The organism is Streptomyces sp. NPDC019937 (assembly GCF_040631655.1).
Classification (GTDB): Bacteria; Actinomycetota; Actinomycetes; order Streptomycetales; family Streptomycetaceae; genus Streptomyces.
In genome coordinates, this window is the sequence record NZ_JBEYAL010000060.1 from 1 (window position 1) to 24680 (window position 24680).

Annotated in this window: 29 protein-coding genes; 20 read left to right on the forward strand and 9 right to left on the reverse strand. The window is 71.1% G+C overall.

Features of this window, described 5'->3' with window-relative positions; genetic code table 11:
• From ABZ562_RS37615 to ABZ562_RS37630, 4 genes are all read left to right on the forward strand, one after another.
• On the forward strand, positions 1-300 hold a 300-nt coding region (locus ABZ562_RS37615), incomplete at its 5' end, for a hypothetical protein (RefSeq protein WP_361489025.1).
• A 51-nt stretch (positions 301-351) separates the two neighbouring features.
• Complete coding sequence (locus ABZ562_RS37620) at positions 352-915, forward strand: FABP family protein (protein ID WP_055557284.1); 564 nt, start codon at positions 352-354, stop codon at positions 913-915.
• 70 nt (positions 916-985) lie between these two features.
• Positions 986-1447: a transcriptional repressor gene (locus tag ABZ562_RS37625; RefSeq protein WP_361488932.1), complete on the forward strand. Its 462-nt coding sequence runs from the start codon at positions 986-988 to the stop codon at positions 1445-1447.
• 10 nt (positions 1448-1457) lie between these two features.
• Positions 1458-2423 carry a glycine cleavage T C-terminal barrel domain-containing protein gene (locus ABZ562_RS37630; RefSeq protein ID WP_361488934.1) on the forward strand — a complete coding sequence of 322 codons (966 nt, stop codon included), beginning with the start codon at positions 1458-1460 and terminating at the stop codon, positions 2421-2423.
• Positions 2424-2433: 10 nt separating this feature from the next.
• Here ABZ562_RS37630 and dtd read toward each other — a convergent pair whose 3' ends face one another.
• A complete protein-coding gene (gene dtd / locus ABZ562_RS37635) occupies positions 2434-2859 on the reverse strand; it encodes a D-aminoacyl-tRNA deacylase (RefSeq protein ID WP_358631985.1) in 426 nt (141 codons plus the stop codon).
• Positions 2860-3004: 145 nt separating this feature from the next.
• Here dtd and ABZ562_RS37640 point away from each other — a divergent pair, with 145 nt between their 5' ends.
• Complete coding sequence (locus ABZ562_RS37640) at positions 3005-3670, forward strand: ABC transporter substrate-binding protein (protein ID WP_361488937.1); 666 nt, start codon at positions 3005-3007, stop codon at positions 3668-3670.
• An 89-nt stretch (positions 3671-3759) separates the two neighbouring features.
• The gene (locus ABZ562_RS37645; RefSeq protein ID WP_361488939.1) at positions 3760-5010 is read left to right on the forward strand and encodes a GNAT family N-acetyltransferase; all 1251 of its coding nucleotides are present in this window, start codon (positions 3760-3762) and stop codon (positions 5008-5010) included.
• A 4-nt stretch (positions 5011-5014) separates the two neighbouring features.
• Here the strand turns inward: ABZ562_RS37645 and ABZ562_RS37650 are convergent, their stop codons facing one another.
• Complete coding sequence (locus ABZ562_RS37650; RefSeq protein WP_361488942.1) at positions 5015-5596, reverse strand: TetR/AcrR family transcriptional regulator; 582 nt, start codon at positions 5594-5596, stop codon at positions 5015-5017.
• A 101-nt stretch (positions 5597-5697) separates the two neighbouring features.
• Between ABZ562_RS37650 and ABZ562_RS37655 the strand changes: the two genes are divergently transcribed.
• From ABZ562_RS37655 to ABZ562_RS37665, 3 genes are read left to right on the forward strand one after another with little or no spacing between them, the layout of a single operon-like run.
• Positions 5698-6630 carry a zinc-binding dehydrogenase gene (locus ABZ562_RS37655; RefSeq protein ID WP_361488944.1) on the forward strand — a complete coding sequence of 311 codons (933 nt, stop codon included), beginning with the start codon at positions 5698-5700 and terminating at the stop codon, positions 6628-6630.
• 5 nt (positions 6631-6635) lie between these two features.
• A complete protein-coding gene (locus ABZ562_RS37660; RefSeq protein ID WP_361489027.1) occupies positions 6636-6869 on the forward strand; it encodes a hypothetical protein in 234 nt (77 codons plus the stop codon).
• Positions 6866-7543: an LLM class flavin-dependent oxidoreductase gene (locus ABZ562_RS37665; RefSeq protein ID WP_361489020.1), complete on the forward strand. Its 678-nt coding sequence runs from the start codon at positions 6866-6868 to the stop codon at positions 7541-7543. Before ABZ562_RS37660 ends, ABZ562_RS37665 begins: the two co-directional genes overlap by 4 nt.
• Here ABZ562_RS37665 and soxR read toward each other — a convergent pair.
• Positions 7527-7988, reverse strand: a complete 462-nt coding sequence (soxR, locus tag ABZ562_RS37670; RefSeq protein WP_361488947.1) for a redox-sensitive transcriptional activator SoxR — start codon at positions 7986-7988, stop codon at positions 7527-7529. The genes ABZ562_RS37665 and soxR overlap by 17 nt on opposite strands.
• Before the next feature lie 52 nt (positions 7989-8040).
• On the opposite strand from soxR, the gene ABZ562_RS37675 reads away from it, so the two are divergent.
• A complete protein-coding gene (locus ABZ562_RS37675; RefSeq protein ID WP_361488949.1) occupies positions 8041-8646 on the forward strand; it encodes an NAD(P)H-dependent oxidoreductase in 606 nt (201 codons plus the stop codon).
• 98 nt (positions 8647-8744) lie between these two features.
• Positions 8745-9536, forward strand: coding sequence for an NAD(P)H-dependent oxidoreductase (locus ABZ562_RS37680; RefSeq protein WP_361488951.1), 792 nt, complete (start codon positions 8745-8747; stop codon positions 9534-9536).
• Here ABZ562_RS37680 and ABZ562_RS37685 read toward each other — a convergent pair.
• The 3 genes from ABZ562_RS37685 to ABZ562_RS37695 form a co-directional block, all read right to left on the reverse strand.
• Positions 9469-9984, reverse strand: a complete 516-nt coding sequence (locus ABZ562_RS37685; protein ID WP_361489022.1) for a GNAT family N-acetyltransferase — start codon at positions 9982-9984, stop codon at positions 9469-9471. The two genes, ABZ562_RS37680 and ABZ562_RS37685, sit on opposite strands and share 68 nt — an antisense overlap.
• 393 nt (positions 9985-10377) lie before the next feature.
• Complete coding sequence (locus ABZ562_RS37690; RefSeq protein ID WP_361488954.1) at positions 10378-10977, reverse strand: carboxymuconolactone decarboxylase; 600 nt, start codon at positions 10975-10977, stop codon at positions 10378-10380.
• A gap of 32 nt (positions 10978-11009) precedes the next feature.
• Positions 11010-11600 (reverse strand): hypothetical protein, encoded by a 591-nt coding sequence (locus tag ABZ562_RS37695; RefSeq protein ID WP_361488956.1) that lies wholly within the window; start codon positions 11598-11600, stop codon positions 11010-11012.
• A 248-nt stretch (positions 11601-11848) separates the two neighbouring features.
• Between ABZ562_RS37695 and ABZ562_RS37700 the strand changes: the two genes are divergently transcribed.
• Positions 11849-12820 carry an MBL fold metallo-hydrolase gene (locus tag ABZ562_RS37700; protein ID WP_361488959.1) on the forward strand — a complete coding sequence of 324 codons (972 nt, stop codon included), beginning with the start codon at positions 11849-11851 and terminating at the stop codon, positions 12818-12820.
• Between the two features lie 118 nt (positions 12821-12938).
• The gene (locus tag ABZ562_RS37705; protein WP_361488961.1) at positions 12939-14606 is read left to right on the forward strand and encodes a thiamine pyrophosphate-binding protein; all 1668 of its coding nucleotides are present in this window, start codon (positions 12939-12941) and stop codon (positions 14604-14606) included.
• 383 nt (positions 14607-14989) lie between these two features.
• On the opposite strand, the gene ABZ562_RS37710 is transcribed toward ABZ562_RS37705, so the two are convergent.
• Positions 14990-15580 (reverse strand): TetR/AcrR family transcriptional regulator, encoded by a 591-nt coding sequence (locus tag ABZ562_RS37710; RefSeq protein ID WP_361488963.1) that lies wholly within the window; start codon positions 15578-15580, stop codon positions 14990-14992.
• A gap of 275 nt (positions 15581-15855) precedes the next feature.
• Here ABZ562_RS37710 and ABZ562_RS37715 point away from each other — a divergent pair, with 275 nt between their 5' ends.
• From ABZ562_RS37715 to ABZ562_RS37725, 3 genes are all read left to right on the forward strand, one after another.
• Positions 15856-16275, forward strand: coding sequence for a helix-turn-helix transcriptional regulator (locus tag ABZ562_RS37715; protein WP_361488965.1), 420 nt, complete (start codon positions 15856-15858; stop codon positions 16273-16275).
• 19 nt (positions 16276-16294) lie between these two features.
• A complete protein-coding gene (locus ABZ562_RS37720; RefSeq protein WP_361488967.1) occupies positions 16295-16894 on the forward strand; it encodes a hypothetical protein in 600 nt (199 codons plus the stop codon).
• A gap of 127 nt (positions 16895-17021) precedes the next feature.
• A complete protein-coding gene (locus ABZ562_RS37725; protein WP_361488970.1) occupies positions 17022-17369 on the forward strand; it encodes a DUF2516 family protein in 348 nt (115 codons plus the stop codon).
• A gap of 46 nt (positions 17370-17415) precedes the next feature.
• On the opposite strand, the gene ABZ562_RS37730 is transcribed toward ABZ562_RS37725, so the two are convergent.
• Entirely contained in the window at positions 17416-18648 is a 1233-nt protein-coding gene (locus ABZ562_RS37730) for a fused response regulator/phosphatase (RefSeq protein WP_361488973.1), read from the reverse strand.
• A gap of 356 nt (positions 18649-19004) precedes the next feature.
• Positions 19005-20096 (reverse strand): NlpC/P60 family protein, encoded by a 1092-nt coding sequence (locus ABZ562_RS37735; RefSeq protein ID WP_361488976.1) that lies wholly within the window; start codon positions 20094-20096, stop codon positions 19005-19007.
• A 426-nt stretch (positions 20097-20522) separates the two neighbouring features.
• On the opposite strand from ABZ562_RS37735, the gene pstS reads away from it, so the two are divergent.
• The 4 genes from pstS to pstB all read left to right on the forward strand — a co-directional run bounded on the left by pstS (position 20523) and on the right by pstB (position 24610).
• Positions 20523-21638 (forward strand): phosphate ABC transporter substrate-binding protein PstS, encoded by a 1116-nt coding sequence (gene pstS, locus ABZ562_RS37740; protein WP_361488978.1) that lies wholly within the window; start codon positions 20523-20525, stop codon positions 21636-21638.
• A 118-nt stretch (positions 21639-21756) separates the two neighbouring features.
• Positions 21757-22746 (forward strand): phosphate ABC transporter permease subunit PstC, encoded by a 990-nt coding sequence (gene pstC, locus ABZ562_RS37745; RefSeq protein ID WP_361488981.1) that lies wholly within the window; start codon positions 21757-21759, stop codon positions 22744-22746.
• Positions 22743-23807: a phosphate ABC transporter permease PstA gene (gene pstA, locus ABZ562_RS37750; RefSeq protein ID WP_361488984.1), complete on the forward strand. Its 1065-nt coding sequence runs from the start codon at positions 22743-22745 to the stop codon at positions 23805-23807. Before pstC ends, pstA begins: the two co-directional genes overlap by 4 nt.
• A gap of 26 nt (positions 23808-23833) precedes the next feature.
• Positions 23834-24610 carry a phosphate ABC transporter ATP-binding protein PstB gene (gene pstB, locus ABZ562_RS37755; RefSeq protein WP_055557300.1) on the forward strand — a complete coding sequence of 259 codons (777 nt, stop codon included), beginning with the start codon at positions 23834-23836 and terminating at the stop codon, positions 24608-24610.
• Positions 24611-24680: the final 70 nt, after the last annotated feature.

Sequence of the window (24680 nt, forward strand, 5' to 3'; positions counted from 1 at the left end):
GACGAGCGCGGGGCCGCGAGGTGCCGCCCGCCGCGGCAGCGGCTGATGTCACAGCGGCGTCGGGAGCCCGGCATGATCGGCAAGACACCCCCTGGGCATGCCGCCGCGCCGAACGACGCGGAGCCGCCCGCCGGACCGGCGGCCGGGACCGGCTACTACACTCGGGTGCGGTCCGTCATCCTTTACGAGGAGCAGCTCGTGCTTGAGGCAGTCTTCACCACCCTGTTGATCCTGGTCATCGTGGCCAGCCTCGGTTTCGTCGGGCTGACCTGGAAGAAGCTCTACCAGGGCCAGCGCTGAGCGCTCCCGCCCCCTCGCCCCAGCCCGCCTAGCGACGGATCGTCTGAACCCATGATCGAGATTCCCTCCGACCTCCACCCGGACCTGGTGCCGCTGGCCTTCCTCCTGGGCAACTGGGAAGGCGCCGGCGTATCGGACTTCCCCGGCGCCGAGAAGTGCAACTTCGGGCAGGAAGCGACCTTCACCCACGACGGCCGCGACTTCATCGAGTACATCTCGCACACCTGGGTGCTGGACTCCGAGGGCAAGAAGGTCCGCCCGCTGGAATCCGAGTCCGGATACTGGCGGATCGACAAGGACCGCAAGGTCGAGGTCGTGATGATCCGCGACCAGGGCGTCGTCGAGGTCTGGTACGGCGAGCTGGCCGACGGCAAGCCGCAGATCGACCTGGCGACCGACGCCGTGGCGCGCACCTCCGCCTCGGGCCCGTACTCGGGCGGCAAGCGGCTGTACGGCTACGTCAACAGCGACCTGATGTGGGTCGGCGAGAAGGCCACCCCCGAGGTCGAGCTGCGCCCGTACATGTCCGCGCACCTGAAGAAGGTCGTCGACCCGCGCGAGTGGGCCAAGGACCTCAAGGACCTGCCGGACGACGGGATCGCCTTCTTCCGCTGAGGCCCCCGCTCCCCGGCCGCTCCGGCCGAGCACGACCGCGCCCCGGTGCCGCGCCGCCTACACTGGCACCGTGGCGACCACCGACTGGAAGACCGATCTGCGGGAGCGCGGCTACCGACTGACCCCGCAGCGCCAGCTCGTGCTCGAAGCCGTCGACCGCCTGGAGCACGCCACTCCGGACGACATCCTCACCGAGGTGCGCCGCACCGCGAGCGGGGTGAACATCTCCACCGTCTACCGCACGCTGGAGCTGCTGGAGGAGCTGGGCCTGGTCAGCCATGCCCATCTCGGGCACGGCGCCCCCACGTACCACCTGGCCGACCGGCACCACCACCTCCATCTGGTGTGCCGGGACTGCACGGAGGTCATCGAGGCCGACGTCTCGGTCGCCGAGTCCTTCACCCGGCAGCTGCGGGCGTCCTTCGGCTTCGACACCGACATGAAGCATTTCGCCATCTTCGGCCGCTGCGCCCGGTGTTCCGCCGCCGACTCCGCGGAGGACGCCGCCGGGGGCCGGGCGGCCACGTCGTAGGGTGAAGCGCATGAAGAGCCCTTTGCTGTCGCTGCCCGGCGCCGTCCCCGGCGAGGGCCCCGACGAAGGTGTCGCCGCCCACTACGGCGACCTGTTCCGCGAGCAGCGCGCGCTCGCCGACGGCACCGGATTCGTGGACCTCTCGCACCGCGGAGTGGTCACGGTCACCGGTGCCGACCGGCTGAGCTGGCTGCATCTATTGCTCACCCAGCACGTCAGCGAGCTTCCCGCCGGTGAGGCCACCGAGGCGCTGATCCTGTCCGCGCACGGCCACATCGAACACGCGCTCTACCTCGTCGACGACGGCGAGACCACCTGGGCCCATGTGGAGCCCGGCAGCCAGGGCGATCTGATCGCGTACCTGGAGAGCATGAAGTTCTTCTACCGGGTCGAGATCGCCGACCGCACCGAGGAGTACGCGGTCGTCCACCTCCCGGCCGGCAGCATCGCCGAGACCCCCGAGGGCGCCGTCGCCCGCGAGACCGCGCACGGCCGCGACCTGTTCCTGCCGCGCGCCGACCTGGAGTCCTTCGCGGCGGCGAGCGGCCCGCCGATCGGCGTCCTGGCGTACGAGGCACTGCGCGTCGAGGCGCACCGGCCGCGGCTCGGCCTGGAGACCGACCACCGGACGATCCCGCACGAGCTGGGCTGGATCGGTACCGCCGTCCATCTGCAGAAGGGGTGCTACCGCGGCCAGGAGACGGTCGCCCGGGTGCACAACCTGGGCAAGCCGCCGCGGCGGCTGGTCTTCCTGCACCTCGACGGCAGCGAGGTGAAGCTGCCGGGCCACGGCGCGCCCATACGGCTCGCGGCGGACGGCGAGGAGGGCCGCCAGCTCGGCTTCGTCACCTCCTCGGCCCGCCACCACGAGCTGGGCCCGATCGCGCTCGCGCTGGTCAAGCGCAACGTACCGGTGGACGCGGCGCTGATCGCGGACACCACGGCCGCCTCGCAGGAGACGGTCGTCGAGCCGTAGGGCGTGTCCCTCAGACCTCGACGATCACCGTGAACGGGCCGTCGTTCGTGAGCGAGACCTTCATGTCCGCTCCGAACCGGCCCGTCTCCACCTGGGCGCCCAGCTCCCGCAGCCGCGCCACCACCTCGTCCACCAGCGGTTCGGCGACATCGCCGGGCGCCGCCGCGTTCCAGGTGGGGCGGCGGCCCTTGCGGGCGTCCCCGTACAGCGTGAACTGGCTGATGACGAGCAGCGGGGCGCCCAGGTCCGAGCAGGACTTCTCGCCGGGCAGGATGCGCACCGACCACAGCTTGCGGGCCAGCTGGGCCGCCTTCTCCGGGGTGTCGTCGTGCGTCACCCCTACCAGGACGCACAGCCCCTGACCGACGATCTCCCCCGTCGTCTCGCCGTCCACGACGACGCTCGCCCCGTCCACTCTCTGTACCACAGCACGCATACGCACCATCATGCCCTGCGCCCATCGGGGCCGATCGGGTGGACGGCCGCTGCACAGGGGCCATTCGGGGTGGCACGATGCGTGCAGGCGGTGCAGGTGGGCAGGAACTGCGGGAATGACGCATCGCTGGAGGGGACGGACAAGCATGATCACACCGGGCACCGAGCGGCCCATGGCCACCGAGAGCCCGCTGCCGGCGCGGCCGCCGAGCCAGCGCGGCGGCCGGCTGGCCGACGCCGAGGCCGTGCCGTCGGCGGCGGGGGCGGCGGCAGGGGCGGGAGCGGGGACGGGGGCGGCTCCGGCCGCGATGGGCGGGCTGCGGCTGGCGGAGCTGCGCGCGCTGCGCCGCTCCGCGCAGCGCGAGGAGGCGGACCTGAGCTACGTACGCAGACTGCTGCACGGCCGGATCGACATCCTCCGCGCCGAGCTGGCCCGCCGCCGCGCGCCGGGCCCCCCGATGACGCCGGGCGGCCCGTCGGCGGAGCCCGTGGAGCTGGTGGAGCTGCTGCCCGAGATCCTGGCGGACGTACCGTCCCGGCACCGCACCTCCGCCCGCCATGTGACGCTCGGCACCCCGCACAGCGCGGAGTGCGAGCGGCTGGCCGAGGAGATGCTGGCCGAGGTCGGCCTGTCGGACCTTCCGGCGCGTACGGACGAGGAGCTGCACGGCGCGATGGGCCGCCTGGAGGGGTTCGAGCAGCAGGTGTCCCGGCGGCGGCAGGGACTCCAGCGCACCGCCGACCGGTGCAGTGCCGAGATCGCCCGCCGGTACCGCGAGGGCGAGGCCCAGGTCGACGACCTGCTCTCGTAGAACACTTCCTGGAACGCGCGCCGGATATCCACAGGCTGGGGATAAATATTCGCGTGCACCCGGTGTCCGCGGCCGCCTAGCGTGGCCGCATGACCGCCCACATCCGCACTTCCCTCGACGCCTCCGACGTCCCCGCCTGGATCCGCGCGAAGCACGTGGGCTTCCTGATGTCGCCGGACGTCTCCAAGGAAGAGCTGGAGGTGCGGCGGGCGAGCATCGACCTGGACCGCACCCAGGGGGCGTTCGAGGGAGACCGCTGCGTCGCCACCTTCCGCAGCTTCGCGCAGCGGCTGACGGCGGTCGGCGGGGCCGACGTACCGGCCGATGCGATCACCAATGTCACCGTCTCGCCCACCCACCGCCGCCGGGGCCTGCTCAGCCGGATGATGGAGCACGACCTGCGGGCGGCCAAGGAGCGGGGGGACGCGGTGGCCTCGCTGCTCGCCGCCGAGTACCCGATCTACGGGCGGTACGGCTTCGGCCCGGCCACCTGGGTCACCGAGTGGATGGTGGACGTCGCCCGCGCCGGTCTCGACCCGCGCTACGCCGGACCCACGGACGGCGGCCGGGTCGACTACGCCGACGCCGACGAGATACGGGAGCTGGGCCCCGCCCTGCACGAGCGGCTGCGCGCCCGGCAACACGGCGTCGTCGACCGCACCGAGCGCTGGTGGCGGCTCAACACCGGCCAGCTCCGCTTCCCGGGCGACGGCTGGACCGCCGAACCGTTCCACGCCCTCTACCGCTCCCCCGAGGGCTCGGTCGACGGCCTGCTCTCCTTCACCGTCGACGACCGCTGGGAGGGCAACAAGCGGCCGCACAACACCGCCACCGTCCTCAGCCTCTTCGGCGTCAGCCCGGCCGCCGAGCGGGCGCTGTGGCACTTCCTGTGCTCCATCGACTGGGTCCTGCACATCGCCGCCGGCCGACGCGCCCCGGACGATCTGCTCCCCCTGCTCCTCGCCGACCCGCGGGCGGCCCGCCCCACCACGTACGCCGACTTCCTGTGGCTGCGCCCGCTCGACGTACCCGTCCTGCTGGAGACCCGTACGTACCCGGCGTCCGGCTCCCTCGTCCTCGATCTGCGCGACCCGGCCGGGCTGGCGGGCGGCCGCTTCCTGCTGGACGCGAGCCCGGACGGCGCCACCTGCGGCCCCACCACCCGCCCGGCCGATCTGGCCATGGACATCGGCGCGTTGGGCACCGTGTGGCTGGGCGACGAGTCCATGGTCCGTCTCACCGCCCTGGGCCGCGCCGAGGAGGAGCGCCCCGGAGCCGCCGCCCTGGCCGACACCCTGCTGCGCACCCCGCGCCGCCCGTGGTGCCCCGACATGTTCTGAGGCGTCACGGGTCCCGCGGGCCCAGCATCAGTTCCGCCATGCCCCGCACCGACTGCCGGTAGCGCGGCCAGTCCCCGTCCGCCGTCAGCTGCCGCACCAGCTCTCCGTAGAAAGCGGCCAGCAGCATGTGGGCCAGGAAGTCGGCGTCCAGGCCGGGCCGGATCTGCCGCATGAGATCGCGCACATGGGCGTGCCACCCCTGGTAGGTGGGGTCGTCGAACTTGCCCTCGCCGCAGGCGCGTTCATGCGCGGCGATCAGGGACAGATGACGGTGGGAGAGGTCGGCGAGGGCGTCGAGGAAGGCCATCAGCCGTTCGTACGGCGGCAGGTCGGTACCCAGCGGAGGTCCGGGCTGGTCGATGTCGTGGAGCAACTGGGCCGCGCGCTCGGCCAGCAGCGCCTGAAACAGCCCTGTACGGCTGCCGAATCGGCGGAAGACGGTCCCCTTGCCGACCCCGGCGGCAGCCGCGACCCGGTCCAGTGAGACGGGTTCGGCGCCGCAGGTCGTCAGCAACTCCTCGGCGGCGCGCAGGATCGCCCGGCGATTGCGCGCGGCGTCGGCACGCTCTGCTCCGGCCTCCGTCACGACACCTCCCTGCGGGGGTTGTAAGCGGACCAGGAGTCCCCATAGTATCCGTCCACGGAAGCGGACTATCAGTCCGCTTGTCTTCTCGTGGGGAGTCAGCAATGAGTGCCGTACGCGCGCTGCTCGTCGATCCGGAAGCGCCCAGGTCACTGCGGTTCGGGGAGGTCCTCGAACCCGAGCCCGGCCCCGGCGAGGCCCTGGTCGAGGTGCGCCACGCCTCGATGAACTACGGAGAGCTGCGCTGGGCCCTGCACCGGCCGATCGGTGCCGTGCTCGGCTACGACGTGGCGGGAGTCGTGCTGCGCGCGGCGGCCGACGGCTCCGGCCCCGCCGCCGGAACACGCGTCGTCGCCTTCTCCAACGGCACCTGGGCCGAACGCATCGCCGTCGCCACCGACGCCCTCGCCGAGGTGCCCGACGCCGTCCCCCTGGCCGACGCCGCCGCGCTCCCGGTGGTCGGCATCACCGCCCTGCGGACGCTGCGCGCGGCGGGCAGCGTGCTGGGGAAGCGGGTACTGATCACGGGTGCGTCCGGCGGGGTGGGCCGGGCGGCGATCCAACTGGCGCGGCGCGGCGGTGCGTACGTCATCGCCTCGGTGGGCGGAGCCGCCCGCGGCGAGGGGCTGAAGGAGCTGGGCGCGGACGAGGTGGTGATCGGCCTGGACACGGTCGACCAGCCCGTGGACGTCGTCCTGGAGAACGTGGGCGGGCCGCACCTCGTGGCCTCCTGGAACCTCCTCGCCCCCGGCGGCACGCTCCAGCAGATCGGCTGGGCAGCCCATGACCAGCCCGCCGTCTTCCCGCCCAACAGCATCTACTCCCCGGGTCCCGCGAGGTCGCTGCACTCGTTCGCGGACATGTCGCACCCCGGCCCGGACCTGGCGGTCCTCGTCTCCCTCGCCGCCCGCGGCGAGCTGTCGGCCGAGGTCGGCTGGCGCGGATCCTGGGAACGGGTGGAGGAAGCGGCGGACGCCCTGCTCGGCCGCCGGATCCCGGGCAAGGCCGTCCTCGACATCGCCCCGGAAGGCCGTTGAGGAGCATGCGGATCGGGCTGCTGCTGAACGCTTTCGGCACCCGCCTGGACACGGTCGCGGAGGAGGCCCGCGAGGCCGTGCGCACGGGCCTGACCACCGGCTGGCTGTCCGAACAGGGCGGCCGGGACGCACCGACCACGGCCGCGGCTCTCGGCCCCCAGGTGCCCGGCCTGGCCCGGGGCACCTCCGTGGTCCCCACGTACTCCGCCACCCGCTGGCCCTGGCCGCGCAGGCGCTGACCGTCCAGGCGGCGACCGGCAACTGCCTGACGCTTTGGGTCGGGGTGAGCCACCGCCACGTCGTCGAGGACCAGTTCGGCTACTCCTTCGACCGGCCCGCCCGTCATCCGCGCTCCTACCTGTCCGTTCTCGTTCCGCTCCTGCGCGGCGAGAGCGTCCGTCACGAGGGCGAGACCCTGAGGGCGGTCGGCTCGGTGACGGCCCCGGGTGCCGAAGCGCCGCCGGTGCTGGTCGGCGCGCTGGGACCGTCGATGCTGCGGGTCGCGGGAGAGCTGGCCGACGGCACCGTCTCGGTCTGGGCGGGCCCGACCGCAGTCGCCCGCCACATCGTGCCCACCCTCACCCGGGCCGCCGAGGGGGCGGGACGGCCCGCGCCGCGCGTCGTCGCCTTCTTCCTCGCAGGAGTGACCGCGGAGCCCGAGGCCCGGCGGACAGAGCTGAGCGAGCGGTTCACCCAGGTCCAGCGGATTCCCAGCTATCGGGCGGTACTCGACCGCGATGGCGCGGCGGGACCGGCGGACACCGCCGTGCTCGGCGAGGAGGCGACCGTGGAGCGCGCGCTGCGGGCGCTGGCCGAGGCCGGGGCCACCGAGCTGGTCACCTCGCCGGTCGGCACCCCCGAGGAGCAGAGCCGTACGAAAGAGCTGCCGGCCGCGCTCAGCAGGAGGACTTGAGCAGCCGCCGGGCGCCCGCGCCCTGCTCGCCCAGCTTGTCGTAGGGGTTGGCCAGCGCGCACTTGTCGATCGACAGACAGCCGCAGCCGATGCAGTCGGTCAGATGGTCACGGAGGTTCTCCAGCTGCTCGATGCGCTCGCTGAGGTCCGTGCGCCAGCACTCGGAGATCCGCGCCCAGTCCTCCTTGGTCAGGACGTGGTCCTCGGGGAAGAGCGACAGCACCTCCCGGATCCTTGACAGCGGGATGCCGACCCGCTGCGAGGAGCGCACGAAGGCCACCCGGCGGAGCGTGTCGCGGGTGTACCGGCGCTGGTTGCCGGAGGTGCGGCGGCTGTGGATGAGCCCCTCGCGCTCGTAGAACCGCAGCGCGGAGGCGGGGACTCCGCTGCGCTGGGCCAGCTCGCCGACCGTCAGTTCATGGGTCTTCCAGGTGAGGTGCGTCATGCTGCCGAGGGTAGCTTGACTTCAACCTTTGTTTAAGTCCGAGTCTCTTCCCATGACTACCGCAACCGCCGTCTCCACCGGCGCCCCCATCCGTCTCGCCGTCATCGTCGGCAGCACCCGCGAGGGCCGCTTCGGACCCAAGGTCGCCAACTGGTTCACCGGCCGCGCCGCGCTGCGCGAGGACATGAGCGTGGACGTCGTCGACCTGGCCGACACCCCGCTCCCGGCCTCCCTCACCCACCGGCCCGGCCCCGAGGAGGCCAAGGCCCTGGAGGCCGTGACGCCCCGCCTGGACGCGGCGGACGCGTTCGCCGTCGTCACCCCCGAGTACAACCACAGCTACCCCGCCCCGCTGAAGAACGCGATCGACTGGCACCACAGCCAGTGGCAGGCGAAGCCCGTCGGCTTCGTCTCCTACGGCGGCATCTCGGGCGGCCTGCGCGCGGTCGAGCACCTGCGGCCCGTCTTCGCCGAGGTCCACGCGGTCACCGTGCGCGACACGGTCAGCTTCCACGGCGCCTGGGACGCCTTCGGCCCGGACGGCCGCCCCACCGACCCCACGGGCCCCGACACCGCCGCCACGGCCATGCTCGACCAGCTCTCCTGGTGGGCCGAAGCCCTCCGCGCCGCCCGCGCGGCCCGCCCGTACGGAACCTGAGCCCACCCTGGGCCCCCGGAGCGCGGTGGCCAGATCCTCACACATCCTGGCCATCCGGCCACTCGTCGCCCGGCGGGCACGTTGCGACGCTGGCCGGTATGAACGTGCTGTGGATATTCGCCCACCCCGAACCGCGCTCGCTGAGCGGCTCCCTGCGCGACGAGGGCCTGCGCGCCCTGCGGGAGCTGGGCCATGAGTGCCGGGTGTCCGACCTCTACGCCATGCGCTGGAACCCGGTCGTGGACGGCGCCGACTTCCGGCATGACGGCGGCGAACGCCTGGTCGTCGGCGCCTCCTCGCACGACGCCTACGCCGCCGGGACGCTGAGCGAGGACATCCGCGCCGAGCAGGAGAAGATCGCCTGGGCCGATGCGCTGATCGTCCAGTTCCCGCTGTGGTGGTACGGGATGCCCGCCATCCTCAAGGGCTGGTTCGACCGCGTCTTCGTGAAGGGCTTCGCCTTCGGCGTCACCGGCCCCGACGGCCGCACCCTGCGCTACGGGGACGGCAAGCTGGCCGGAAAGCGCGCCATGGTCCTGCTCACCGCCGGCACCCCCGAGGCCGCGGCCGGTCCGCGCGGCGTCAACGGCGACATCGAGCATCTGCTGTTCCCCCTCCAGCACGGGACGCTCTGGTACAGCGGCATGTCCGTCCTGCCGCCGCACGTCGTCTACGGCGCGGACCGGCTCTCCGCCGAGGAGTACCGGGGCTACGCCGCCGCGCTGCGGGAGCGGCTCGCCGCCCTGCCGACCGCCGACCCGATCCCCTTCCGCCGCCAGAACGGCGGGGACTACGACGAGAATCTGGTGCTGCGCCCCGACGTCATGCCGGGCCACTCCGGCCTGGCGGTGCACTACGCAGCTCCAGCCGCCAGTCGTTGCACCGCATGAGGGAGCCGGGTGGATACTCGACGTCACACTCGCCGAGCAGCGTGAACCCGGCCTTGCGGCACACCCCGTTCGACGCGGGGTGGCCGACGGACGGATAGGCGTGCAGCCTTCGGTGGACGCCCTCAGCGGCCGCGGCCCGCGCCACCTCCCGGGCGGCCGCGACCGTGATCCCCCGGTCCTGATACGGCGGCAGCACGCCCCAGCCCGTCTCGTACACGGTCTCCCCGCGCCACTCCCGCTCCCAGAAGCCGATCGCGCCCACCACCTCGGCCTCCCGCGCCGGCACGATCCGGTACATCCGGCCCTCACCCCGCCCGGGCAGCCCCGCATAGCGCCGATGCCGCGCCAGCAGCTGCTCCTCGGTCTCCGGCCCGCCCAGGTGCTTCATCATCTCCGGGCGGTTGTTGCGCCGCAGCAGCTGAATGCGGGGCGGGGTGCCCTGGACCAGTCCGACGGCTGGGCGGACCGGTGGGCTGCGGCGTGGAGGTACACCGGGGACGAGCTGACGGGCCCGGTTCGTCACCTGGGACGGATTCCGGTGGCGAGTCGCGGCCCGATGCGGGGTTTCACCTGGCGGCGGGGGCAGCGGCACCGGCCTGGTTCGGGCCCGTTGCCGGCGACGGTGCGGCTGCATGGGCTCGAGAGCCTCGAAAGGGTCCCACAGGTGACAGGCGCAACCTTGAAGCTTCCCGCGATGTCGGCCAGTGCGCTCACATGCGCCGAGCGCACCTCCGCCGCCAGTCCGCGGTGCCCGGCCAGCACGACCGGACTGCCCAGCCGGACGGCATCCAGTTCCAGCATTTCGGCGACGGTGGGAACCATGGAAAAGCCTTGCTGCGGCCTACTGCTTCAGGCCGACCGCGTTCGACGGAACGTCGAACGCGGCCAGGGTCAGCGACACGCCGGTGAACCAGCCCATCAGCACGGTCAGGTCGACGATGCCCTTGTCGCCGATGGTCTCCTGGGCTCGCTTGAAGAGGCCGACCGGAACCACGCGAGGCTGGGCGAGGGTTGACGCGAGTTCGTAGACGAGTTGCTGCCGAGGGTCATCGAAGGAGGTCGGCAGGCCGGCGATCAGGGCTTCGACCTTGCACGGCTCAAGACCGCCCAGCGCCACACCGATCTTCTCGTGCTCGTAGTTGGCGTAGGCCGCGAGCCAGCGACCGGTGATGACGTTCGTGACGATCTCGATCTCCGCCTTCGACAGCGACGAGTCCTTCTGGAAGTACGCTCCCGTCGGCACGATCGCCTTGAGCAGGGCCGGGTTGGCCAGCCAGATCTTGTGCGGACCCGGCACCAGACCGCGCAGTTTCAGGGTGCACTCGTAGGCGCTGCGCATCTCCGGAGGCATCTCGTCGACCGGGACCTCTACGTATCGGCCGAAGGTCCCGAAGTCCTCAGGGTCGTCGAACATGGCAAGCTCCTTCTTCTCGTTGCTCACTTCACGTCCCGCCATCTCCAGACCGCGGCACTTCAGGCGGCGTGGGTGACCGGCGCGACCGGACCTCCGGCCGGCACGTCGTAGGCGTTGAGGATGGTGCTGATCGCCAGGTAGTGGATGGTCACGAACACCATCGTGTCGAAGGCTTCCTGCCCGAGCTTCTCGACGACGGCGGTGTACAGCGGTCCCGGCAACGGACCTCCGTCGAGCAGGGCGCCGGCGACGTCCGCCGCGAGCACCTCCTCCTCGGTGAGGTCGCTCGGGCGCCTGCCCGCGCACAGCGCCGCCACCTGGTCCGGTCGCAGCCCGGCCCGTGAGGCCAGTGCGGCGTGCGCGTACATCTCGTAGGCGACGTTGAAGCGCCCTCCGAGGGTCAGGATGACGACCTGCCGGGCCCGCTCGGAGAGCCCGGACATCTGCTGGGCAAGGTCGATGAACCGGCCGAGAGGCTGGGCCAGGTCGGGGAAGTGGAGCATCACACCCCACGGCCCGACGAAGGCACCGTCGGCGTTGCGCACTTCGAAGCCGGTGTATTCGTCGGCCTGCACCATCGCATCGAAGGCGTCGTAGAGGGCTCGCTGCCTGGGAGTCAGTTCGTCCGGAGGGATCAACGGGAGTCGCATAGGGTCACCCCAATAAAAGCGAACGATGGATCGTTTTCTTGGCCAGAGTAGATCGACTCCACCGACCGCGCAAGCAGAAAAGCGATCGATCGCTCTCCTTGACAGCCTCCCTGCACGGGTGGACCATAAAAGCAACGATCGTTCGCTTTTTATATAGGTCGCGGGAGACCTGCCTCAGCGCCCCCTCAAGCGGCCGCTCCCTCCTTGAGCGGCCACCACACAGCAACGACAGCCAAGGAGTCCGCATCGTGAAGAAATGGCCCCTCGTGGCCGCGGCCGCGGTGCCCGCCGTGCGCCTGGTCCGCCGGCTCGGCTCACCGGCGCTTCCGCCGCCCGCCCCACTGCCCCCGTCGACTCCGGTCCCTGAGGCGAAACCACCGGCGGACATGGACCTGGTCGCGGTCCCCACCGGCGTCAACAACAGGGTCGCCGCGTACGCGTACAGCGGCGGATCCCTCTTCGACCGGCGGGACTTCTACATCGGCGCCGCGCTCATCAAGCACCCCCAGGGTGACCTTCTGGTCGACTCCGGCTTCGGACGCGACATCGCCCGGCAGTTCGCCACGATGCCCCGCCTGTTCCAGAGGATGACCAAGTACCAGGTCTGGAAGCCCGCCGTCGAGCAACTCGAGGCGGCCGACTACGACTTCGGCCGGCTGTCCGGCATCCTGCTCACCCACGCGCACTGGGACCACATGAGCGGCATCCCCGACTTCCCCGACCTGCCGGTCCTGGTCTCCGCGCGCGACCGCGCCGCGTTCTACAGCCCGGAGATGTTCGGCAACTTCCGCGGCTACTTCCGGGACACGCCGTTCAACTGGCAGGAGTTCGGCTTCGAGGGCGGCCCCTACCTCGGCTTCCCGCGCCACCACGACGTGTACGGGGACGGCTCGATCGTCTGCGTACCCGCTCCCGGACACACGCCGGGCAGCGTCATCGTCTTCGTGACTCTGCCGAACCAGGTGCGCTACGCCCTGGTAGGTGATCTGGTGTGGCAGCGCGAGGGACTCACCCGCCGCCTGGAGCGCCCCTTCCTCATCAGGCGCCTGGGCGACTTCGACGCCGAGGGCAACCGCCAGAACATCCTGCGCATGGCGGCCGTCATGCAGCGCATCCCCGATCTGATCGTCGTCCCCGCGCACGACCAGCGCGCGTTCGCCGAAATGAGCCAACTCCCGAACGTCACGACCCGGGGCCTGACCCTCTCCCCCAGCCTCTGACGCGACAACGAGCCGACACCGCGCGCACCACAAGAAAGGGACGATTGTGACTGAAGTGAAGACGGGTACGGCGTCAGGCCAACCCCCCGCGTCCGCCACCGTCAGAGCCGCATACGCGGTGGCCCGAGCTCTGAAGGACAACGGCATCGACCGCATCTTCCTCGTCACCGGCGGCGACCTGCTGCTGTGGCGGGCGCTGCGGGATCACGGCATCGCCATGCACCTCGTCCGCAGCGAAGCCGCGTCGGTCGTGATGGCCGACGCCTACGCCCGCGTGACCGGCAAGCCCGCGGTCGTGTACGGGCAGTGGGGGCCCGGCGCGGCGAACGTCGCGGCGGCGCTGGCGGACGCCTGGTGGGCGCGCAGCCCGGTGGTCGCCCTCACCAGCACCGTATCGACGAAAGTGGAGTACAAGTTCGAGTACCAGGAACTGGACCAGCCTCCGATGTTCCAGCCGGTCACGAAGTGGCAGGCTCGCGTCACTCGCGCCGAGCGGGCCGGCGAACTCGTCGCCCAGGCCTTGCGGAACGCGGCCGCGGGCCCGCCCGGCCCCGTGCACCTCGACATCCCGAGCGACATCCTGCTGGAGGAGACCGCGGGAACCCCGGCCGGACGCATGCCCGCCGTCACACCGGCACCCCCGGCTCCGTCGGCCGCAGCCGTGGACGATGTCGTCAGCCGCCTGGCGCGCAGCCGGCAACCGGTGATCCTCGCCGGAAACGGGGTGCTGCTCGCCGGTGCCGCGCCCGACCTCACCACGCTCGCGGAGACCGCGGCCGTGCCCGTCCTGACGACGCTCGGCGGCAAAGGCTCGATCGCCGAGAACCATCCATTGTCGGTGGGCGTGGCCGGGCGGTACTCGACCAAGGTCGCCAACGAGATCGCGCGCGACTCGGACTTCGTGCTGGCGATCGGCACGGACCTCGGCGCGCTCGCCACCGACACCTACACACTGCCCTCGCCCCACGCCGAGGTGGTCCAGATCGACCTCGCGGCCGAGCGCATCGGTGCGACCGTGCCTGTCCAGGCGGGCGTGGTCGCAGATGCCGGCGAGGCGTGCCGGGCCCTGACGGCGGCGCTGGCCGCGGAACCGGACAATCCGGACCGCGGCACGCGCCGCGCGTGGTGCGAGGGGGTCCGGACGCGGTGCGACACCTGGCAGGCAGCGTTTCAGGTGCTGGCGCGCCGCCCCGCAGCCGGCCATGTGCGGCCCGAGGCCATCGTCGCGATCCTGCGCGAACTCGCCGACGACCGCGACCTGCTCGTGGCGGACACGGGGTTCATGGGGGCCTGGGGCGGCGCCCTGTTCCCCGTGCACGCTCCGGGCCGGACCTTCCTGCGGGCCGCCGGCACGCTCGGCTGGGCCTTCCCCGCCGTTCTCGGTGCCCAACTCGCGGCGCCGGCCGGCCGGCGCGCGTTCGCGCTCGTCGGCGACGGCGGCTTCGGCTACAACGTCGGAGACCTGGAGACCGCGATGCGGCTGGACATACCGGCCGTGACCATCGTCCTGAACAACGCGAGCCTCGCCTACGAGCACGTCGGGTTCAAGCACGCGCTCGGCGGCGACGTGGTGAAGGAGGTCTGCGACTTCATCGACGTTGACCACGCCGGTGTCGCAAGCACCTATGGCCTGTTCACCGCCCGGGTCGACTCCGCGGACGACTTCCGGAACGCGCTCAAGGGCGCGATCGCCGGCGAACGCCCGGCCTTGATCGACGTCGTCGTCAGCAAGGAACGGGTCGCCCCGGTCACCACGTTCGACGCATGCCTCGACCGCGATGTGTGAGGCCATGCCGAATCTCGCCGCCGATCTCGCGGCAGCCGCCCGCATCCACGGCGTCCGGCCCGCGGTCCGACTGGACGACCAGGTGCTCGACCATCCCACATGGACTCGGCGGCACGGGCTGTGGCCCCTGGCCTACGGCTGGGACGGCGGTGGCAGCGCCGTGCACGGGGCTGCCACCGCGATCGGCATCCCCAGCGTGACCGTGAGAGCGACGGGGCCGGAAGGGCTCGCGGGCGAGCCGCCGACCGCACCGGCTGCGCGCGGCATTACGGACACCGCCGTCATCCTCTCCACGTCGGGGACGACGGGAGCCCCGAAGGTGCCGGCTGACGCACCGCAACCTCGACAGCAACGCGCGCACCGTGGCCGAGGCTGCTGTGCTGTCAGTCCGGCCACAGAGCGCGGACGGCGCCCGGAAGCCCTTCCACCACCGCAGGGCCGAGCGTGGCCAGTTGCAGGATGTAGCCCGGGACACTCGCGACGATCACCTGGGTCAGCTGACCGGCGGGGATCTCGGCGGGGAGGCCGCCGCTCTCCTGGCGCTCCCGGACTATGCCCGCCAGTTCCGCGGTCACGTCGGTGAGCGTGCCCTTGATCCGCTCGGCGAGGGCCGGGTCGCGCAGGCACTCCGCCCACACCAGCAGGGCGATGGCGGCGAAGCCGTCTTCCTCGTGCTTCGCCTTGATCATCTGGAAGATGCGGGCGAGCAGCTCGCCGATGCTGACGGCGGGCTCGGCTGCGGTCATCCGGCGGACCTCGCCTGTCACCTCCGCGAGGTTCTCCTCGGCGATGGCGATGATCATGTCCTGCTTGCCGGGAAAGTACCGGTAGACCGCCCCCGAGGACAGGCCCACCTCGGCCAGCAGATCCTGCATGGACGTGCCATGGAAGCCGTCACGCACGAAGCAGCGCCTGGCGGCGGCGAGGATCTCGGCGCGGCGGGCGTCCCGGTACTGCTGACTCACTTTCGGCATACCTCCAAGATACACCAAAAACGATTAATCGTTCTCCTTTTTCCGCGTCGCCTCCCGCACCGGAGCGCACCCAGGGTGACTCACCGGCGCGGGCGGGCGCCTCGACGGCGGACCGCCGCCAGAGTTCCACTGGAGGGCCGGGACGCAACTCGCACGACAGACGTCCCGCACATACGACACCTATCGCGCTCAGCTCATCGAGCATGGGTGGCACGCGCCACTCCTGCAAGCACCTTGCTTGCAAAAGTTAGCACTCCTGGTGCAGCATCGAAGGCATGGCATCACTGAACGTCGGCAACCTCGGCGACTTCCTGCGGGAGCAGCGGCGCAGCGCCCAGCTCTCGCTGCGGCAGCTGGCCGACGCCGCCGGGGTGTCCAATCCGTACCTCAGCCAGATCGAGCGCGGGCTGCGCAAGCCGAGCGCCGAGATCCTGCAGCAGCTCGCGAAGGCGCTGCGGATATCCGCCGAGACCCTGTACGTCCAGGCGGGGATCCTCGATGAGCGCGATCGGGACGAAACCGAGGTGCGCAGCGTGATACTCGCCGATCCCACGATCAACGAGCGGCAGAAGCAGGTGCTGCTCCAGATCTACGAGTCCTTCCGCAAGGAGAACGGACACGGGACCGACGCGGACGGGACCGCCTCGGACGACACCCCCACCGCCGACGCCGACGTCGCCACACCCTCGAACTGATCCGGGAGGACCAGCAGCCATGGCCATCACCGACGACGTACGCAAGACCCTCACCGACCCGACCCCGCTCTACTTCGTGGCGGGCACGGCCGACCTCGCGGCCCAGAAGCTCAAGGAGGTGCCGACGCTGGTCGAGAAGATCGTCGCGGAGGCCCCCGAGCGCTTCAACGCGGTGCGCAACACCGACCCGAAGGCCGTCCAGGACCGGGTCACCCAGCAGGCGAAGGGCGCCCAGGGCAAGCTCAACGAGGTGCTGGGTTCCCTGGACACCGACCTCAAGCGGCTCCGTGACTCGGCGCAGGACCTCGCCCTGCAGGGCGTCGGCCGCGCCGCCGAGCTGGCCGTCAAGGCGCGGGAGCGGTACGACGAGGTCGCCGAGCACGGCCAGGAGGTCGTGAAGACCTGGCGCGGCGAGGCGGCCGACGAGGTCGTCGACATCGCCTCCGCGATCGAGCCCCACGAGGAGAAGAGCGCGCCGAAGGCGCCGGCGCGGCCGGTCGCGGTGGACTCCGCCAAGGAGACGCCGAAGGCCTCGGCCAAGCCGGCCACCCCGGCGAAGAAGGCCCCGGCCCGCAAGCCCGCCCCCGTGAAGAAGCCCGACTCGAAGCCGAACAGCTGACGGACGGGCGCCACCGCGAGCGCAGGGGCCGGGTACGCGACGGCGTGCCCGGCCCCGTCAGCGGGTACGGTGGCCCGTAACGCTCATCCCTCTACTCTCTTAGTGTCTCTTCTAGGCGGTGGACAGCGTGCTGGTGCAAGGTTTCGGCGAGTTGCTGTACTGGGTCTCCTGGGGCCTTCTCCTCTTCAGCCTGTTCGCCTTCGTCGACTCCGCGATCCGCCGCGAGGACGCCTACCGGGCCGCGGACAAGCAGAACAAGTGGTTCTGGATGATCATCCTGGGGCTCGCGGCCCTGGTGAACTTCTTCATGGGCATCATGAGCTTCCTGCCGATCATCGGGCTGATCGCGACGATCGTGTACATGGTCGACGTACGCCCGGCGGTGCGGCAGATCTCCGGCGGCGGCCGTGGCTGGCCACGGGGGCGCGGCTCCAGCTCCGACGGTCCGTACGGGCCCTACAACGGCGGCCGGTAGCGCGCTCGGGGGCGCGAGCGGCACCCCTTAAGCGGCCTCAGCGGCCTCAGCAGCGGTCGAGCAGGAGCACCGCGAGGTCGTCGGTCAGCTCGCCGCCGTTCAGCGCCCGCACCTCGGTGACCGTGGCGTCCAGCAGCTCCTCGCCGCGCAGCCCGGTCGCCATCTGGCGGGCGACGATCTCGACCATCCCCTCCTGACCGAGCCGCTGCACCCCGGCCCCGACGCGGCCCTCGATCAGCCCGTCGGTGTACATCATCAGGCTCCAGGCGCCGCCCAGCTCGACCTGGCGGCGCGGCCAGCGGGCGTTCGGCAGCAGGCCGAGCGCGGGGCCGTTCTCGTCCGTGGGCAGCAGCCGGGGCGCCATTCCGGGCCGCACCGCCAGCGGCGAGGGGTGCCCGGCGAGGCAGACCCCGGCCCGGCGGCCGTCCGGGGCGATGTCGACGGTGCACAGGGTCGCGAAGATCTCGTCGTCCGGGCGTTCGTTCTCCAGCACCTGCTGGAGGGTGCCGAGCAGCTGGTCGCCGCAGAGCCCGGCGAAGGTCAGGGCGCGCCAGGCGATCCGCAGCTCCACGCCGAGGGCGGCCTCGTCGGGGCCGTGGCCGCAGACGTCGCCGATCATCGCGTGCACGGTGCCGTCCGGGGTGCGGACGGTGTCGTAGAAGTCGCCGCCGAGCAGGGCCCGGCTGCGGCCGGGCCGGTAGCGGGCGGCGAAGTGCAGTCCGGAACCCTGGAGCAGCGGGGTGGGCAGGAGCCCGCGCTCCAGCCGGGCGTTCTCCTGGGCGCGCAGCCGGGACTCGGTGAGCTGGCGCTGGGCGAGGTCGGAGCGTTTTCGCTCGACCGCGTACCGGATGGCGCGGCTGAGGATGCGGCCGTCCAGCTCGTCGCGGAAGAGGAAGTCCTGCGCCCCGACCCGGACCGCCTCGGCGGCGCGCTCGGCGTCGTCCTCGGCGGTGAGGACGAGGACGGCCTGGGTGGGCGCGAGCTTCAGTACGGAGCGCAGCGTGTCGAGCGCGTCCTCCGCCTCGTGCTCGGGGCCGGGCAGGGCCAGGTCGAGCAGGATGCACTGCACCCCGTCGGTGAGCAGCCGGGCGGCCTCGGTGAGGTTACGGGCCGTACGGATACGGACCCGGTTGCCCTCGGTGTCCAGCATCTCGGGGATGTTGAAGGCGCCGGCCGGATCGTCCTCGATCACCAGCAGGGTGAGCCCGCTGTCGGGCAGGGCGGCCGGCCGGGCCTCGGTGGCCAGTGCCTCCCGCTGCCTCGGCACGGGTACGGACATCGCTCGATTCCTTCCCTCCCCCCGAGGGCGCGGCGCCCGCCGCCGACCGGCGGACCGCACGAACCGGCTCACACACCGACTGGTCGGTTTCAGGGCGTGGAAGCCGGATACTGCCAGCCGACTTTAGCGCTCGGTCCGGGCCCCGTGGAATGACCTCTCGGACTCCACTTTTGTCATATGCCCTACGCCCTGGGCGACTTGGCGGAATCCGGACAGGGGACCGAATGACAAAGGTCACGCGAACTCGTCGCCCATTTGTGGAACCGAACACGGATGGTGCGATTCACGCCCCAACCACACCGGGGCGAGGCGGACATACCAGCCGAATCGCGCCCTTGGCGTGAAATCGGCCCGAATCAGGTGGCGTCCGGGCGCACCACGCCCAGGATCGGCATCGAACCCGCCCCGGCCAAGGTGATCTGACGGCCCGGGCGCGGGGCGTGGACGATCGCGCCGTCGCCCACGTAGATCCCCACATGGCTGGCGTCCTTGAAGTAGATGACCAGGTCACCGGGGCGCATGCGCGCGGTGTCCACCTTCGGCAGCAGCCGCCACTGCTCCTGCGAGGTCCGCGGGATGACTCGCCCGGCCGAGGCCCAGGCCCGCTGGGTCAGCCCCGAGCAGTCGTAGGCGTCCGGGCCCACGGCGCCCCAAACGTACGCCTTGCCGATCTGGGCCGTCGCGAAGTCGATCGCGCGCCGCCCCACCGAGCTGGAGCGTCCGCCGACCTCCCGCAGTATGCCGGTCTTGAGCCACTTCGCCTGGGACGCCCGGTCCCGCTCCTCCTGGAGCTGCCGCAGCCGGTCCCGCTCCGTGGCCTCCAGCCGCGATTCCAGCCGCCGGGCCCGGGCGAGCTTTTCGGTGATCTCCTTCTTGGCGGCCGCCTTGCGCGCCCGGCTGCGGTCGAGCCGTTCCCACTCGCGGGAGGCGGAGTCGGCGTAGCGGTCGAGCGCCGTCCGGGTGTGCTCCAGCCGGTTCATCAGCCCGCGGGCCGCCTTCTCGCCCTTGCGCGCGAGAGCGAAGTCGTCGAGGAAGCCGCCGGGGTCGCCGCCCAGCAGCAGCCGTGCCTCGGCCGGCATCCCGCCGCCGCGGTACTGGGCCCGCGCCAGCGCCCCGGCGCGCTCCCGCAGCCCGGCCATCTCCTTCCGTGTCCTCACCACGGCCCGCGCGATCCCCAGGATCGACTTCTCCTGGCGCGTCTGTTTCTCCCGCGCGAGGTTGTACGCGTCGGTGGCTGATTCCGCTTGCCGGTAGAGGCGGTCCACGTGCGAGCGGACCTCCTCCAGCCGCCCGGCGCCGGACGCGGTGCCGCCGGCGCGGCCCCGGGCCGGCTCCGGTTCGCCGGGCGCCGCGTACGCCGGGCCGGGCGCGGCCGACGTTCCCAGCGCGCAGACGAGCGCGGCGGCCGCGGCGACGCCCGTACCCCTCCCTCTTCCGTCCCGCCTCACCCGACCGGCCTCCTCTCCTCGAAGTAGGGACGGATAGTGACATGCCGTACCGCAATCCGACAGAGCCACGCGCCGGTCGGCCGTACACCCGACGCGATCCGGGGTCATGAGAGGACAGAAGTAGACGAGAGCGAGCGGGAACGGCCGGAAGCGGACGCAAGGCGCGGTAAAGGGGAGAAGCGGGCGGAAACCGGACCGCGACCGCGCTGTGACCCGGCCGTTATGCGGCCACCACACTGACGGCCGAGGTTCACCACTCGTTAACTCGCGCCCATTGGTCGCTTCACCTGATCTGCCTAATTTCAGCCCTACTGAGGCGCAGACCGAGCCCCCATGCCCGGACTCGCGCCCGGCGTACATCCATCCCTGCGCACCACTAGTTCGCGCGCCGTCCCCACCGGCGGCTTCTGGAAGGAATCCCCGAAAGTGAAGCTTCAGCGCAACAACCGGCTTCGCGCCATCGCCGCCGGTGCCCTCGCCCTGTCCGGCGCCTTCGCCCTCACCGCCTGCGGTTCGGACAACAACTCCGGCGGCGGCAGCGCCAAAGCCACCGGCGACATCAAGTGCGAAGGCAAGGGTCAGCTCCTGGCCTCCGGCTCGTCCGCGCAGAAGAACGCCATGGACCTGTGGACGAAGAACTACGGCGGCGCGTGCAAGGACGTCAAGCTCAACTACAAGGCCACCGGTTCGGGCGCGGGCATCCAGGAGTGGCTGCAGGGCAAGACCGCCTTCGCGGGCTCCGACTCGGCGCTCAAGCCCGAGGAGGTCGCCTCCTCGAAGAAGATGTGCAAGGGCGGCCAGGGCATCAACCTGCCGATGGTCGGCGGCCCGATCGCGGTCGGCTTCAACGTCCCCGGCGTGGACAAGCTGACCCTCAACGCCGATGTCCTCGCCAAGATCTTCAACTCGGACATCACCAAGTGGGACGACCCCGCGATCAAGGCGCTCAACAAGGGCGTGAAGCTTCCGAGCCTCAAGATCCAGGCGTTCCACCGCTCGGACGAGTCCGGCACCACCGACAACTTCACCAAGTACCTCAAGGCCGCCGCCCCGAAGGCGTGGCCGCACGAGCCGGGCAAGGCGTGGGAGGGCAAGGGCGGCCAGTCCGCCGACGGTTCCTCCGGCGTCTCCTCGCAGGTCAAGCAGGTCTCCGGCGCGATCTCGTACTTCGAGCTGTCGTACGCGACCGCCAACAGCATCAAGACCGTCGACCTGGACACCGGCGCCTCGGCCCCGGTCCAGGCCACCGTCGAGAACGCCTCCAAGGCCATCGCCGAGGCCAAGCCCGCGGGCACCGGCAAGGACCAGGCCCTGGACCTTGCCTACGACACCAAGGCGGCCGGCGCCTACCCGATCACGCTGGTCACCTACGAGATCGCCTGCGACAAGGGCAACAAGCCCAGCACGCTCAAGGCCACCAAGTCCTTCCTGAACTACGCGGCGAGCGAGGGCGGCCAGTCCGCTCTGAAGGAGCTGGGCTACGCCCCGCTGCCCGACTCGATCGCCAAGAAGGTCCGCGAGAGCATTTCCAGCCTCTCCTGACCTGACCTGTGCGGCCTGTTCCGCTCCGGCCGACCGCCGGGGCGGAGCAGGCCGCACGTCCGGTGCACCGCCGCACCAGGAGCCTCACCCCCATCCGGCTCCGCAGACCGGAGAACCCATGAAAACGGATATAGAACCCACTTCCACATCCGCCGGGTCACAGCCCTTGGTCTCGACCCGCTCCACCGGCCGGGCCGGTGACAAGATCTTCCTCGGCCTCTCCCGGGGCTCCGGGATCGCCCTCCTGGTGATCATGGCGGCCATCGCGGTCTTCCTCGCGTACCGCGCCGCCATCGCGATCTCCAAGGACGAGGCCAACTTCCTCACCGCCTTCGAGTGGAGCACCGGCTCGACCCCGATGCGCTTCGGCATCGCGGTCCTCGCCTTCGGCACGGTCGTCAGCTCGATCATCGCGATGGTGCTCGCGGTCCCGATCGCCGTCGGCATCGCGCTCTTCATCTCGCACTACGCCCCGCGGCGGCTGGCCACCCCGGTCGCGTACGTGATCGACCTGCTCGCCGCGGTCCCCAGCATCGTCTACGGCCTGTGGGGCGCGCTCTTCCTGGTGCCGCACCTGACGGGTCTGTACACCTGGATGGACGACACCCTGGGCTGGACCAAGGTCCTGTCGTACCAGGGCGGCGCCGCGCGCTCGCTGTTCACCGTCGGCATCCTGCTGGCGATCATGATCCTGCCGATCGTCACCAGCGTGACCCGCGAGGTGTTCCGGCAGGTCCCGAAGATGCACGAGGAGGCCGCGCTGGCGCTCGGCGCGACCCGCTGGGAAGTCGTCCGGATGTCGGTCCTCCCCTTCGGCCGCTCCGGCATCATCAGCGCCTCGATGCTGGGCCTCGGCCGCGCGCTGGGCGAGACCATGGCGGTCGCCACCGTGCTGTCCCCCAGCTACCTGATCAACGCCAGCCTGCTGGACCCGGGCGGCGGCACCTTCGCGCAGAACATCGCCAGCCACTTCAAGGAGGCCAACGGCAACGGGCGTGACGCGCTCATCGCCTCCGGTCTGGTCCTGTTCGTCATCACCCTGCTGGTGAACGGCGCCGCGCGAATGATCATCGCCCGCCGCAAGGAGTACTCGGGGACCGCAGCATGAGCGACACGACCATCGACACCAGCACGCCGCGCGCGTCCGCCCTCGCCCAGGCACGACTGCCCCGCTGGGCCCCGCTGGGGCTGGCCGCCGTCTCGATCGCCGCGGGCGTCGGCATCGGCAGCGCGGCGGGCCTGGGCAACCCCTTCCAGTGGGGGCTGATCGCGGCCCTGCTCTTCGTCGTCCTCTCCTACGGCGTCACGGCCGCGGTCGAGGGCGGCCGGCAGGCCAAGAACCAGCTGGCCACCAGCCTGGTGTGGCTCTGCTTCCTGATCGCGGTCGTCCCGCTGTTCTCGCTGCTCTTCGAGACCATCAACCGCGGCAAGACCGTGCTCGACGGCTACTTCCTCAGCCACTCCATGGACGGCGTCCAGACCATCCTGCCCGGCGGCGGCGCGTACCACGCGATCCTCGGCACCCTGGAGCAGGTCGGCATCGCCACCGTCATCGCGGCCCCCATCGGCCTGCTGACCGCCATCTACCTGGTCGAGTACGGGCGCGGGCGGCTCGCGAAGGCCGTGACCTTCTTCGTCGACGTCATGACCGGCATCCCGTCCATCGTGGCCGGTCTGTTCATCCTCAGCTTCTGGATCATCATCCTGGGCTTCGACTACTCCGGATTCGCCGGTGCCATGGCGCTGGCCATCCTGATGATGCCGGTCGTGGTCCGTTCCACCGAGGAGATGCTCAAGCTCGTCCCGGACGAGCTGCGCGAGGCATCGCTCGCGCTGGGCGTGCCCAAGTGGCGCACCATCCTCAAGGTGGTGCTGCCCACCTCGATCGGCGGGATCACCACGGGTGTGATGCTCGCGGTCGCCCGTATCGCCGGTGAGTCCGCCCCCATCGTGCTGCTGGTCTTCGGCTCCCAGGCGATCAACCCGAACCCCTTCGAAGGCGCCCAGTCGTCGCTGCCGTACTACATCTACGAGCAGTGGCAGCTCGGCAACGAGGCGTCGTTCAACCGCGCCTGGGCCGCGGCGCTCGTACTCATCGCCTTCGTCATGATCCTGAACCTGGTGGCCCGCGGCATCGCCCGCTGGAAGGCCCCGAAGACCGGCCGCTGAGGCCAAGAAGAAGAGAAGTGATTCACATGGCCAAGCGCATCGACGTCAGCGGGCTGACCGCCTACTACGGCAGCCACAAGGCCATCGAGGACATCTCGATGACCGTCGAGCCCCGCTCGGTGACCGCCTTCATCGGCCCCTCCGGCTGCGGCAAGTCGACCTTCCTGCGCACCCTCAACCGGATGCACGAGGTCACCCCCGGCGGCCGGGTAGAGGGCAAGGTGATGCTCGACGACGAGAACCTGTACGCCTCCGGCATCGACCCCGTCTCCGTACGGCGCACGGTCGGCATGGTCTTCCAGCGCCCCAACCCGTTCCCGACGATGTCCATCTTCGAGAACGTCGCGGCCGGGCTGAAGCTCAACGGCTCGTACAAGAAGAGCGAGCTGCAGGACGTCGTCGAGAAGTCCCTCAAGGGCGCCAACCTGTGGAACGAGGTCAAGGACCGGCTGAACAAGCCGGGTGCCGGGCTCTCCGGCGGTCAGCAGCAGCGGCTGTGCATCGCCCGCGCCATCGCGGTCGCGCCCGACGTGCTGCTGATGGACGAGCCCTGCTCGGCGCTGGACCCGATCTCGACCCTCGCCATCGAGGACCTGATCGGTGAGCTGAAGGAGCGGTTCACGATCGTCATCGTGACCCACAACATGCAGCAGGCGGCGCGCGTCTCGGACCGTACGGCCTTCTTCAACCTGGCCGGCGTCGGCCAGCCCGGCAAGCTCATCGAGATCGACGAGACCGAGCGGATCTTCTCCAACCCGTCCGTCCAGGCCACCGAGGACTACATCTCCGGCCGCTTCGGCTGACGGATCAAGCCCCTCGCCCCCGGGCGAGGACCGGCGTCCTGCGGTGCTGCATGGCGGTGCCACCGCACGA

Excerpts from the sequence above, each read along its gene's own strand:
- ABZ562_RS37620 (WP_055557284.1), top strand. The coding sequence starts at position 352 with ATGATCGAGATTCCCTCCGACCTCCACCCGGACCTGGTGCCGCTGGCC.
- ABZ562_RS37630 (WP_361488934.1), top strand. The coding sequence starts at position 1,458 with ATGAAGAGCCCTTTGCTGTCGCTGCCCGGCGCCGTCCCCGGCGAGGGC.
- dtd (WP_358631985.1), bottom strand. The coding sequence starts at position 2,859 with ATGCGTGCTGTGGTACAGAGAGTGGACGGGGCGAGCGTCGTCGTGGAC.
- ABZ562_RS37640 (WP_361488937.1), top strand. The coding sequence starts at position 3,005 with ATGATCACACCGGGCACCGAGCGGCCCATGGCCACCGAGAGCCCGCTG.
- ABZ562_RS37645 (WP_361488939.1), top strand. The coding sequence starts at position 3,760 with ATGACCGCCCACATCCGCACTTCCCTCGACGCCTCCGACGTCCCCGCC.
- ABZ562_RS37655 (WP_361488944.1), top strand. The coding sequence starts at position 5,698 with ATGAGTGCCGTACGCGCGCTGCTCGTCGATCCGGAAGCGCCCAGGTCA.
- ABZ562_RS37660 (WP_361489027.1), top strand. The coding sequence starts at position 6,636 with ATGCGGATCGGGCTGCTGCTGAACGCTTTCGGCACCCGCCTGGACACG.
- soxR (WP_361488947.1), bottom strand. The coding sequence starts at position 7,988 with ATGACGCACCTCACCTGGAAGACCCATGAACTGACGGTCGGCGAGCTG.
- ABZ562_RS37675 (WP_361488949.1), top strand. The coding sequence starts at position 8,041 with ATGACTACCGCAACCGCCGTCTCCACCGGCGCCCCCATCCGTCTCGCC.
- ABZ562_RS37680 (WP_361488951.1), top strand. The coding sequence starts at position 8,745 with ATGAACGTGCTGTGGATATTCGCCCACCCCGAACCGCGCTCGCTGAGC.
- ABZ562_RS37695 (WP_361488956.1), bottom strand. The coding sequence starts at position 11,600 with ATGCGACTCCCGTTGATCCCTCCGGACGAACTGACTCCCAGGCAGCGA.
- ABZ562_RS37710 (WP_361488963.1), bottom strand. The coding sequence starts at position 15,580 with ATGCCGAAAGTGAGTCAGCAGTACCGGGACGCCCGCCGCGCCGAGATC.
- ABZ562_RS37715 (WP_361488965.1), top strand. The coding sequence starts at position 15,856 with ATGGCATCACTGAACGTCGGCAACCTCGGCGACTTCCTGCGGGAGCAG.
- ABZ562_RS37720 (WP_361488967.1), top strand. The coding sequence starts at position 16,295 with ATGGCCATCACCGACGACGTACGCAAGACCCTCACCGACCCGACCCCG.
- ABZ562_RS37730 (WP_361488973.1), bottom strand. The coding sequence starts at position 18,648 with ATGTCCGTACCCGTGCCGAGGCAGCGGGAGGCACTGGCCACCGAGGCC.
- pstC (WP_361488981.1), top strand. The coding sequence starts at position 21,757 with ATGAAAACGGATATAGAACCCACTTCCACATCCGCCGGGTCACAGCCC.
- pstA (WP_361488984.1), top strand. The coding sequence starts at position 22,743 with ATGAGCGACACGACCATCGACACCAGCACGCCGCGCGCGTCCGCCCTC.
- pstB (WP_055557300.1), top strand. The coding sequence starts at position 23,834 with ATGGCCAAGCGCATCGACGTCAGCGGGCTGACCGCCTACTACGGCAGC.